Consider the following 12594-nt stretch of genomic DNA (forward strand, 5'->3'; position numbering starts at 1 on the left):
CAACGCCTTTTTTTATGCGTTTGTTGATAGAACACTAAGCTTTTAAGCGTAGATGAATGAGCTATCTCCATAGAAAAGTTGTAAAAGAGCATGCGTTGATATAAAACTCTGAGTTTTTCCATGGTTCTATTTTTTATTAAGTATTCTATACCTGAATAATCACTTATTTTCGTATTTGATTCACTGTTCTAATTTATCTTTTTAAAAACAATAATATTTATAGAGCATTGTACAGATGTTTATTCCCATTAAGGAGGAAGTATGCGCTACCTGTCGGTTAGTTCTATGCTTGCGTGTCTGCTGCTTTTCATTGCAGTTGGAGCACAGGCATTTGAGAACGGCGCGTCAAACACGCCGGACAGCTGGACGCAGCAGGTCTCTCCCGGACAGTTTAAGGAGAGCTACGAAGGTATAGGTCTTACAGACGACACTAAGGTCTACCTCACGCTGACGTCACGCTACAGACTGCGTACAAACGACTACGCAGACGATCAGGACTTTTATCAGTATCTGAGAGTCCACACAGATTCAGTTAAGCTTGGAGACGGTACAGTAAGATTTGCCGCTTTCGCAAGATTCGCTGATGACATTGACGGAGACCACAAGAAGAGCTGGGGCGATGATTACTATTATTATCACCGTGACGCTCTTGATACCCAGCTTGGTTACGATGACTGGGCTCCGAGACTTTACCACGGCTACGCCCAATTCGACGGCGTAATCAAGAACACAGTCCTCAACGTAGGACGCTTCTATCTTTCCCACCAGAACACCTTCCAGCTTGACGGAGCAGACGCTTCAGTGAAACTCGGTGATATGGTTGAGGTCTATGCCTTCGGAGGCAAGCCCGTAAGCTACTATTACGATATTGATGACGACACTGTTTTCGGCGGCGGAATCAATGTAAAGGTGATGGAAGCAACTAAGATAGGCGCCGAGTATGTCCGTCTTGATGTAACAGACATAGAAGACGACTACACTAAGCTTAGAGTTGATCAGGCTATCCCTAACGGTAATGTTGTTCTTGAGTACACGCTTCTGAATGACGCAGCCACAGTGAACGCCGAAGGCGTGTATGAAGTAGCAGCCACAGGCACTATCGTCACCCTGAAGTATGAGGGTCTTCTTGACGAGGTTGACTACGATAACTCTTACGTAGTGAACCCTCTGACGAACACTCTTCTTGCTGCAAGCAAGTACAACAAGTATGAAGCGGCAGTTTATCAGTCATTTCTTCAGAACTTCGCAGCTGGTCTCGCCTATGAGGCTAAGGCAGTGGGCGGTAAAGAGAACTTCGACAACCGTGATTATTCGAGAATCAAAGGTAAATTCGACATTTTCGGACTCCCTTCAGAGAACACTTACATATCGTTCAGTGTAGACTACTGGGACATCAAGAACACAGCGGACTCCAACGACAACGAGCGTCTTCAGTACGGTGTTCAGATAAGCCAGAAAGTAGGACGCACTATGGATGTCTGGGCAGGAACCTCCTTTAACCGTTACGAGTATGACTACGTAAACGACAAGAGGAAGGACTCCGTAAGAAGCTACTATGTCGGCGGACAGTATCAGCCTGTGCAGTACTTAAGCCTTATGGCTGACTTGAGCATGGAAGACACAGAATTCTATGATGATGTTGATTCCAGTCTTGACAAGAACTACACGGCAGAGCTGTGGGCTAACATTATTTTCTAGGGAGGAGATTTATGAAAGCGAAGATAACTGTACTCTCTATGGTAATGGGTATGCTGCTTATAGCGATGTATGCCTTTGCCGTGGAATCCAATAAACCCTCCAGTCATGACATGTCCTGGATGAACAGACACGGTTCAGCGAGTAAGGTAAACAAGCAGGAATGCCTTGAATGCCATACAGATCAGGTTAGCTGTATCCAATGTCATCAGGAGGTATCTCCGAGAAACCATACGCCTTCGTGGACGAAGAAAGGTCACGGACTTGAGGCGAGATGGGACAGAAGTTCATGTACGACCTGCCATAAGGAAGACAGCTGTATAGAGTGTCACAGCGTAACTCCCCCTGCGGACCACAGACCCGGCTGGGGCGGTTCGGGAGCAAGCCTTCAGAGACACTGTAACAACTGCCACTACCCTGTGCAGGACAACACATGCTTTGTATGCCACAAAACGGCGCACGCGCCTAACGCATACTAGTAAGGAGGATAATATGAGTCTTAAAGATAAACTTAATCAGGTAACCCGCCGTGATTTCCTTAAGGGAGTGAGCGCAGTAGGTGCGACAGCAGCAGTTTACGGCTGCGGCGGCTCCGGTGACGGCGGAAAAACATACATGGAAGAGGACGAGGAAAACCGTCCCTCTGCACCCGCGATAACAGAAACAGTGGTAGTGGGTGCTGCACCCCACAACTGCGGCGGACGCTGCGTAACAAAGGCGTATGTTAAAGACGGCGTAATCAAAAGATTTGTCACCGATGAAACACCCGATTTGAATATAGTCAACGGTGAAAACGAAGATTTGCCTCAGATGAGAGCATGTATACGCTGCCGGTCGAATACTCAGAGATTTTATCGTAATGACCGTGTGCTTCACCCCCTGAAACAGACCGGGGAAAGGGGAGATGTTAATGGTTTTGTCAGGATTTCATGGGAAGAGGCCGCAACTGAAATAGCTGCTAAACTTACCAGCCTTAAAGATCAGTATGGCGCAAAATCTTTTTCAGCTCATTATGCTTCAGGCGATGGTTCGGAAGTTGCAGGTGCTGCTTCCTGTGCATCACGTCTGCTTAATCTCATGGGCGGACAGATGGTATACCGTAATGACTACAGCTGGCCTTCACTTGAACATACAAGTTGGTTCTTTTTCGGGCAAAATTTTTATTTTCCTCCGGGAAAATCCAGACAAGATGCTTTTAACTCGGATGTACTGTTTATTTGGAGCGGAAATTTTGCAGAAAGTATATGGGGGACAAATACAGCTTGGTATATGCAGCAAATTAAAGAAAAGGGCACAAAGGTCTTTGTTGTTGACGGGCGAGTTTCTCAAACTGTTGTATCCCATGCCAGTGAACACATAGCAGTCGTTCCCGGAACGGATGCTGCCTTGGTACAGGCTATTATGCACGAATTAATCGTAAACACATGGAATAGCGATGGTTCGTTGAAAACAGATCCATGGTTGGATGCGGAATTTATTCTGAAATACACCCATGGTTTTTTTGACGATACAGCTTTCACATTATATCCTGCAATAGCAACAACCTACCATGCAGATGTTGATAGAAATACTGAATACATTGTCCCTGACGGCTCTTCCTTAAGTGCTTATATAATGGGAACGGACAACAGACTTGTTTTGGCCGGACTTAACGGAGATATCTCTGTTTATCCCTCACAGATAGGCTATAACAACTACAACGCATATGACCCCAATGACAACCTTAAGGATGCACTTGTTTCAGCATATGGTAAAGTTGCCAAAACTCCTGAATGGGCAGAGTCCATTTGTGGAATACCGGCAGCTAAAATAAGAGAGTTTGCTGAAATTTTTGCAAAAAAGAAAGTAACAATATGGTTTGGCGGTGGTTTTCAGAGGCAGTCTGAAGGTGAACAATTACCCCTGAATGGTTATACTCTTGGAGTCATAACCAAAAACTTTGGCGAACCCGGAAGACATGTCGGAGTGTTTGGCGACAGACAGCCGCTATCTTTCGGTGTTACATTTCCTACCGGAACAAATAACGCATATGCGGATTTTACAGGTATATATGATTTAAACAAGCTCACAGCTCCTGAATATACTCCTGCTGTAACCAGATCGTCCTATCCTGTATTTCTCTGGCCGGATATAGCCAAATACGGTGGAACTGGGAAATCAATGTGGAATGATGGACAGGTTAAAAACTTTCCCACTCCAATGAAGGCTATACTTAATTTTGGCGGAAATGTGCTTGTTAATCAATGCGGTGACTACAATACGGTTTCTGGGATTATTAAAGACAGAAATAATGTAGAGTTAATTGTAACTGCTGACCAGTTTATGACAGCATCAGCAAAATTTTCTGATTATGTTCTTCCTGCTGCTACTGCTTTTGAGAAAGAAGGTGCCTGCTCAGGCTGGCTTACCGGCGATGCACTAATATGTATGAATAAAGCAGTGGAACCTCTCGGTGAAGCATTGCCTGATTATGATATAGTTGCGAAAATCGCTGATAAGCTAGGTGTTCTTAGTGAATATACTGAGGGGAAAACTGTTGACGACTGGAGAAAAGAAGCAATAGAACCGTTGCTTAATGCTTATAATGCAGGGATGACTTACGAACAGTGGAAAGAGAAAGGTCTTTTCCATATGGATTCGTCATACGGTACGACCGACCCTCTTGCTGCATTCAGAGCCAAACCTGAAGTTAATGCTCTTTATACCCCAACCGGAAAATTTGAGATTTATTCTCAGGCGATGGTTGAGGATTATGAAGCAAGGTTTTACGATAATGATGATGCAAGAGTTACTCTTGATGGCCCACTTCACGATGGGAAAACAACAGGGAAATTTGTTTATGCTATTCCTATGGTTATTCCTATGCTTGAAGGTTCTTTTGCAGATGGCTCTGCAGAAGATCCACAAGGTTACAAAACTGATTATCCATATTGCCTTAATGGATGGCACATCTATTACCGTTCTCACTCTACACACTGCAATAATGCATATATTAATGAAGTTTTCAAAAAAGATTCAGACGGTAATAGTGCGTATCTTGATCCTGACCGTGAGCTTGGAGAAGTTTGGGACAATAATGTTTATGAGCCTATATGGATTAACCCTGCAGATGCTGTTGCTGAAGGTATTCTTACCGGTGACAGGGTAATTGTTGAAAGTCCGAGAGGCAGTATATATGCAACTGCAGTTGTGACTCAGAGAGTAAGAGCAGGCTGGCCTGCAATGGGACAAGGCGGCTGGGCTAATGGTGATAATGCTGACGGCAAACCTGATATCGGAGGAGCTATCAATGTTCTCACAAAACTTCGTCCTGCGAGGATATGTCAGGGTATGACTTTAGGTGCCGACACTCGCATTAATATAAGAAAAGGATAGACGGAGGGATACCATGGCTAAACAGATGGCATTTTATTTTGATCAGAATAGATGTATGGGCTGCAATACGTGTGTTGTAGCCTGTAAAGACTGGAACGGAGTTAAACCCGGCAAAGCAAGCTGGAGAAAACTCAGTGTAACAGAAAGCGGGTCTTTCCCTGATGTAGAGATTTTCAACCTTGTGCTTTCCTGCAACCATTGCGCAAACCCTGCCTGCACGGCGGCTTGCCCCGTTGGTGCAATTTATAAGAGAAAAGAGGACGGTATAGTCATAGTAGACCGTGACAAATGCCAGAACATCCGCTCCTGCGCTGTAGCGTGCCCTTACGGCGCTCCTCAGTTCGGAGACGATGAGTCCGAACCTGTTAAGAAAGCAAGCTGGGCGGTAGCTCACCCTGTTCAGAAATGTACTTTCTGCTGGGACAGGCTTGACGATGGTCTCGTGCCTGCCTGTGTGGCATCCTGCCCTCAGAGAGCGCTTGACTTCGGCACAGTGGAAGAGATCAGTGCAAAATATCCCACTGCGATAAGAACCGCTGTAGGTATGCCCGATTCTTCAAGAGATATCAACGGTAATACCCTTACTTCAGGAGATACAGTACCCTCCATCTTCTTTAAACCAAAGAACTAGAAACCATAATAGCCAAAGAGCAGTCGCTTACATATATAAGCGGCTGCTCTTTAAAAAACTCGAAAAATACATAAAAAGAATTAAATTAGTTAATACAACGACTGCTGCATATTTGGTGTAAGCTGGATATGCCTCTGTACTAAGTCTTATATCATTTATTATATTTTATTCTGGAGGTTCGAGATGAGCAAAACAATACGGAAATTTATTATGTCAAATTTAAATAAGTTTTATTCTTCACTTATTGATGATTTAGACAAAGAAAGCTATTCATCTCTTTCAACTTCAAGGAAAAAGGATGCTGACAAGGCGGTATCCATAATACTTGATTTTCTTGAATCAGACTTGGATTTAAAAACTGATTACAATTACAGTGAGTGTATAAATAAAAATCAAGCATTGTTTGAATTTGTTGATATGGCCCGAAGACACCACATGCGAGGGGTCAATCTGAGTATGTATATGAGTGCTTTTAAAAAAATGTATAACTCATTAATAAAACTCATAATTGAAAGTAATGAGCAGGATGGTTTTAAGTTTGAAATATTAAGAACTGTGATTGATAAGTTTAATTTCGGAGAAACTGTAATTATTTCTGAGTGGGATGATAATATCAAGAATGATATATCATGTAAATTGCTGGAAAATGCCGCGGAACTTTCCGTCGCAAAATGTAAAATTCAGAATATTCTTGATTCTGTACACAATATTGTACTCACGTTTAATGCAGATGGCTATATTACACAGCATAATCTAAAGGGGAAAGCATTCTTTGGCGAAAAAATTACATCATTAAAAATTACTGAACTTCTAAATCTTGAAAACTGTTCTGTGAATCAATTTATTGATAATTATAACGATACTGAAATTGATTTAGGCAATAATAAATATTTTGAGTTAAAGATCAAGTTTTTAGGGGATGATTATTTTGGTCAGCGAGAATATCTCTTTTCTATGACAAATATCACTTCTACAGTTGAGTACAGAAATAATCTTGAATGTGAAGTTTATGAGAAAACTCAGGATCTTTTTGATGAAAAATTATTCTTTGAATCAGTTTTCTTTACAACAGGCGAAGCTCTGATTGTATTTGAAAACGGAGAAAAGCTTAACAAAATCAACCACAGTGCTTGTGAATTATTTAAAATAAATAAAGGGTGCGACAACGAAAGCTTGCAGAATATTATTCATGAGTTTTTATATCTAAACAAACATTTAGTGCAGACATTTAATAGGCTAAAAAATGGTGATAAGTGGGCTGGTGAGTGCAAGCTAATGCTTCCGCAGAGAGAGATTCATGCTTATATCTCATTAAATAAATTTTTGTTGAGAGATGTAAATTATTGCTGTTTATCAGTTAAGGATATAAGCGAATTAAAGAAAGTCGAACAGGCTCTTGTATGGGAGAAAAGGGTTGTTGAAGAAAAGAATATAGCGTTAAAAAATATTATTGAGACTATAAAACAGCAAAACGAAGACTTTCGGGTAACTTTTCTTTCAGACTTTGAAAAAGAATTTATTCCTTTGTTAAAAAGAATGTATACAACTGATTTTGAAAATGAAAAATATGAATGTTATCACAAAATATGCAAAAAACTGAGAGTGTTATCTGATATTTCAAGTGATAATGAATATTCAGATGCATATATAGAGATTCTCAGCAAGCTTTCACAGGCTGAAGAAAGGGTTCTTAAAATGGTTGTTAAAGGGCAGACTACTAAGGAGATAGCCGCTTTTTTGTGTATAAGCGAATACACTGTTCAGACACATCGTAGAAATATAAGAAAAAAACTTGATTTAAATAAAAAACAAATGGGGATTACTGCATATATACGACATATTCAGAATATGGAGAAAGTATTTTATGTAAAAAACAAATATTTTGAAAATTTATAAGTTTTTTTCTCTCACGGACAAAAGAACATAATGCTAAATCTATAAAGCTTGCTTTAAGGCAGCTTGATTTTTGTACTTAACAGGATTATTAATTAGATAACATATCTCTTACAATACATATCAATCAAACAGGCGGTACTCTCAACCGCTGCTGGTCACTGTTAATTTATTTTATATACTGCTGAGGTTTATATGCAGAAAGTTCATGATGAACTGCGACGGTCAAGGGAAACAATAGCCAGACTTGAGCAGGAGCTGGAAGCTCTTAAGGCAACCCACAAAGATCTTGTCAAATCAGAGATAAGCAAAAGGATGATTTTTAGTGATCTGCCTCTTTGCGAATTCTATCTTGATGAAAACAATATAATTGAAGATGTCAACAGCGGAATTGAAACCTGCCTTGGATACAGCCGTGAAGAGCTTCTGGGGCAAAGCTTTGCTGATATCCTTGTGGATGGTATGGCTCAGTACAAACGCATTTTCCCTGAATTCAAGAAAAAGGGATATGCGAAGGATGAAATAGTAGAAATATATAAAAAAGACGGTTCAATTATCTCTATGCTGATTAATGCAAGGGCCGTCTATGATGATAACGGAAAGTATCAACACGGTGTCGGTCTTGGTTTGGACATCACTGAAAAGCTTAAAATGATGGAGTCACTGCGGAAGACTGAGCGGGAGAAAGCAATTATTCTTGATGTTATGAACGAGTGCATAGTCTACTTTTCAGTTGATATGAATATTATATGGACAAGCAATAACATAAGCAAAATTGAAGGAATGTGTGATTTTTCATCCGGCAGTTCTGTATGTCATGAAAAAACAGATGAAGGACGATGCCGTTTATGCCCTGTTTTTGCCACTCTTAAAACTAATAAAAAAGAATCTGCAGAAATTAAGATAAGGGATAAATTTTTTCTTTTTATTTCGCATCCTGTATTTGGAAACCTTGGTGAGCTGAACGGGGCTGTTCTGGTAATAATTGATATCACAGAACGGAAGAATCTTGAAATCAAGCTCATGGATATGGGAAGTGAAGAGAGAAAAAAAATAGGAAATGATATGCACGACAGTCTCGGTCAGGTTCTTACCGGTGTAGCTTTCTTAGCTGCGGCATCGGCTCAGGAGATTAAAGACAGGTTTCAGTACGAATCTGTTTATGCTGCCCGTGTTCTTGAATATTCTAAAAAAGCACAGGAAATAATGAGACGTCTGATAAAAGGTCTGTGTCCGGTTAGCGATGAACCCACTGCCTTAATGGCAGCTTTGGCTTTTCATACCGATAATCTTGCTGACTTATATCAAATAAAGTCCGTATTCCGCTGTCCTTCTCCTGTTTGTATTAACGACTACAATGCTGCTATTCATCTCTTTTATATTGCACAGGAAGCAATGTGTAATGCAGTAAAGCACAGCAAATGTTCTGAATTGGAAGTCGAACTGAAAATCGTAAACAGTAATATCATATTGTCCGTTGCGGATAATGGTAAGGGAATTGACTGTATAACAAAAGGATGCAGCGGAATGGGGCTGAAGATAATGAGGCACAGAGCATTAATGATAAATGCCGAATTCAACGTTGTTTCCGATAAAACAAAAGGCACAGCTGTGAAGGTTACGCTGCCGTTAAAGCATTAGGGTGATGATATGAACAAAGTATACAAAGTTATTGTAATAGATGATCATGCGGTGGTCAGAGAAGGGCTTTCCGGAATGATTACTCAGGAAAAAGACATGCTTTTATGTGGTGTTGATGATGGAACATCCGCCGTACGTATGGTTAATGAATTTATGCCGGATATCGTGATATTGGATCTCTCTTTAAAAAGTATGAACGGCATGGATCTTATTGCCAGTATGAAGTCATGCAAACCGGATATCCTGATCCTTGTTTTTTCTATGCACGATGAACTTATATTTGCTGAAAGGTGTATAAAAACCGGGGCATCCGGTTATGTTATGAAGAGTGAAGAACCAGAGGTAATACTCCGGGCTATACGCAAAATTCTTGAAGGGAAAATATATCTGAGTGAGAAAATGATGGAGTTTTTTCTTCATAAAGCGATGAATTTCAAACCTCAGGAAGAACAGGATTCTGTTGAACTGCTTAGTGAGAGAGAGTTTCAGGTGTTTCATCTCACTGGAAGCGGTATGGGGACACGCCAGATAGCAGATACTTTGAATTTAAGCGTAAAAACTATTGAAACATTTAAAGATAACATAAAACATAAGCTGAATCTTAAATCAGCTTCTGAGCTGAACCAGTATGCTGTAAAGTGGATGCTTTCCCATAATATTATTTCATAAAACGTATCTTTTTTAAATTATCAGTAAATCCCCGATGTTCTATCGGGGATTTACACCATTGGCCCACAGTCATAAACATAACTCCTCTTCGTGGAAAATTTCCCTGATAAACAGCATCCCTCCCGATTCATATAACCGCTGCAGAGCTATAGGTTAGTTTCTGAAGCGGAATATTGCCGCTGTGAGAGATATGAATCAAAACAAAAAGGAGGACAAAATGCTGAGTTTATTCAAAAAGCTGACATCGGTTTCAATCATGACCGCGGCTTTGCTGTTTTCGGTATCTGTGTATGCCAAAGACCGCATGTATGAAACTGATGTAGTGGTTGTTGGAGTGGGTGGAGCGGGTGTTGCTGCCGCAGTTTCCGCAGCCCAGAGCGGAGCAAAGGTTATTGCTCTGGAAAAACAGGAAATGCCGGGGGGAAGTTCTAACTTTGCCGAAGGTCTGTTTGCTGTGGGGACTCCTGAGCAGAAAAGGCTTTATGTGGATGTTACTGCGGAAGAGGCATTCAAGCATGCCATGGATTTTAATCACCATTTCCGAATTAATGAGAAACTTCTCAGATTTTCTCTGAAAGAATCAACAAAAACAATTGAATGGCTTAAAGAGCAGGGAGTTGAGTTTGATGTTTTCAGAGTGTCGCCGGCAGAACCACAGGTTTGGCACCTTGTCAGAAGCAAGGGCAATCTGGAACATGGAGCAGCGCTTATTCATACTATGGTAACCAGAGCAAACGAACTCGGAGTAAAGATTATGTATGGTACTCCGGGGCACAAGCTTATTTATGATGGTAAAAAAGTGAAGGGCATTGAAGCTGTTGATCCCAAAGGTAACAAAGTTATCATCAAGGCAAAAGCAGTTATTATTGCCACAGGCGGATTCCCTAACAGTGAAGAGAAAATAGCTGAATGGACAAAATTTGACCCTGCAAAAGTTAAAGCTGCTCTTCCTCTCGGAAAAACCGGAGATGGTATATCAATGGCAATGGAAGTTGGTGCTGATGCCGGCGGATTCGGGCTGATGCTGACTCCCGGAATTCTCGGGCCCGGTATGGCTCCTTTTGGACCTATATTTGCGCTTTCATGGGAGCCCGGTTTATGGGTGAATAAATACGGCGAAAGATTTACAGATGAAACAGTTATTCATAACTTTTCACTGGCTGGGAATGTTGTTGAAGGGCAGAGAGACAGCTTTGTATGGTCAATTATTGATGAAGACGCTGTGACCCGTGCAGAAAAAGAAGGAGTAGTAACCGGAGCAGGTGTTCTTACTCCTGTGGGCACTAAACTGAGTAATATACGTGCGGAACTTCAGACAGCTTTGGATGCAGGTAATCAGGAGATAGCCATTGCTGATACCGTGGAGGAGCTTGCCGTTAAGATCAATGTTGAACCGAAAAGGCTGAAAAAGACCATAGATGATTTCAATTATTATAAAGAACACAATTTTGATGAAGAATTCGCAAGAGATCCAAACAGCATGCCTTATGTGAAAAAAGGGAAGTTTTATGCTTTCAGGATGAAGACTTATCACTTTGTCTCTTACGGGGGAATAAAGGTTAATAATGACATGCAGGCGACTGATAAACAGGACAAACCCATTGAGGGACTATATGTAACTGGTATGGATGTTGGCGGACTTCACGGTGATACCTACACCCTTTGGACATCAGGGGCGGCTTATTCATTTGCAGCAACATCCGGACGGATAGCAGGTGCAAAAGCTGCTGAATATTCAAAAATGAAATAATCAGGGAGAGATAAAATGTATGCGTTAAAAAAATTACATATATTATTCCTTTGTATGGCAGTGTTTGCTCTTGTGTCACCGCTCTTCAGTGCGTATGCGACAGAAGGGGGCGGTGGGGCTTATCCCAATGGAGCAGAAGGGTTTATGTCCGGTGCGGTTCCACCTCCTGGACTGCATTTTGTGGATTACCTTACAACTTACTCTGCTGATAAATTTATGGACAATAACGGTGATGAAATCCCCATGGATTTTAAAGTCAGGGCGTCTGTAAACGTTTTCAGACTGGTATACACCACCCAGAAACAGTTTTTTGGCGGTTATTGGGGAATTCAGGGACTTGTGCCTGTGATGCACATGGAAGTAACAAGTCCGGCGGGAAAAGATGAAAAAACCGGCATAGGTGATATAGATGTTGGTACCTTCCTGTCATGGCATTCTAAAAATTTTCATGCGGCGCTCGGGTTGGACTTTATGCTTCCGACAGGTGACTATGACAAAAACGATATAGCTAACCTCGGACGAAACTATATTACAATAGAGCCTGCCATAGGTCTCACTTACATCAGCGACAGCGGTTTTGAAGTATCCGGAAAATTTATGTACGACTACAACACCGAAAATAAGGATACTGATTACCTGTCAGGGCAGGAGTTCCATGTTGATTATACGCTGGCATTTCATAAGAACAACTTTGCTCTGGGACTCGGTGGATATTACTACAAGCAAATTACAGATGATGAAGTGAACGGAGCATCTGTGGAGAATAACAAAGGTCAGGTTCTGGCTGCGGGACCCCAGATAATGTATCAGAAGGATAATCTGATAATGTCTCTGAAATATCAGCAGGAAATGATGGTTAAAAACCGTCCGGAAGGTGACAAACTCTGGTTTAAGCTTATATATTCCTTCTAGGTTATCCTCTTATTATGGTGCGGACTGA

At 41.3% G+C, this 12594-nt stretch carries 9 protein-coding genes; all 9 read left to right on the forward strand.

Going from position 1 to position 12594, the window contains the following annotated elements; genetic code table 11:
* Positions 1–261: 261 nt before the first annotated feature.
* The 9 genes from ACYRYY_RS00285 (at position 262) to ACYRYY_RS00325 (ending at position 12566) form a co-directional block, all read left to right on the forward strand.
* The gene (locus tag ACYRYY_RS00285) at positions 262–1698 is read left to right on the forward strand and encodes a hypothetical protein (RefSeq protein ID WP_460213485.1); all 1437 of its coding nucleotides are present in this window, start codon (positions 262–264) and stop codon (positions 1696–1698) included.
* 11 nt (positions 1699–1709) lie between these two features.
* Positions 1710–2174 (forward strand): hypothetical protein, encoded by a 465-nt coding sequence (locus ACYRYY_RS00290; RefSeq protein ID WP_460213486.1) that lies wholly within the window; start codon positions 1710–1712, stop codon positions 2172–2174.
* A gap of 13 nt (positions 2175–2187) precedes the next feature.
* On the forward strand, positions 2188–5070 hold the full coding sequence (locus tag ACYRYY_RS00295) for a molybdopterin-dependent oxidoreductase (RefSeq protein ID WP_460213487.1): 2883 nt from the start codon (positions 2188–2190) through the stop codon (positions 5068–5070).
* Between the two features lie 13 nt (positions 5071–5083).
* Positions 5084–5701 carry a 4Fe-4S dicluster domain-containing protein gene (locus tag ACYRYY_RS00300; RefSeq protein WP_460213488.1) on the forward strand — a complete coding sequence of 206 codons (618 nt, stop codon included), beginning with the start codon at positions 5084–5086 and terminating at the stop codon, positions 5699–5701.
* Between the two features lie 183 nt (positions 5702–5884).
* Positions 5885–7597, forward strand: a complete 1713-nt coding sequence (locus tag ACYRYY_RS00305) for a LuxR C-terminal-related transcriptional regulator (RefSeq protein WP_460213489.1) — start codon at positions 5885–5887, stop codon at positions 7595–7597.
* Positions 7598–7789: 192 nt separating this feature from the next.
* Entirely contained in the window at positions 7790–9235 is a 1446-nt protein-coding gene (locus ACYRYY_RS00310) for a PAS domain-containing sensor histidine kinase (protein WP_460213490.1), read from the forward strand.
* A gap of 9 nt (positions 9236–9244) precedes the next feature.
* Positions 9245–9904 (forward strand): response regulator, encoded by a 660-nt coding sequence (locus tag ACYRYY_RS00315; protein ID WP_460213491.1) that lies wholly within the window; start codon positions 9245–9247, stop codon positions 9902–9904.
* A gap of 217 nt (positions 9905–10121) precedes the next feature.
* Positions 10122–11654 (forward strand): FAD-dependent oxidoreductase, encoded by a 1533-nt coding sequence (locus ACYRYY_RS00320; RefSeq protein ID WP_460213492.1) that lies wholly within the window; start codon positions 10122–10124, stop codon positions 11652–11654.
* A 15-nt stretch (positions 11655–11669) separates the two neighbouring features.
* Positions 11670–12566, forward strand: a complete 897-nt coding sequence (locus ACYRYY_RS00325; RefSeq protein WP_460213493.1) for a SphA family protein — start codon at positions 11670–11672, stop codon at positions 12564–12566.
* Positions 12567–12594 lie beyond the last annotated feature (28 nt).

This window comes from Geovibrio sp. ADMFC3 (assembly GCF_054687035.1).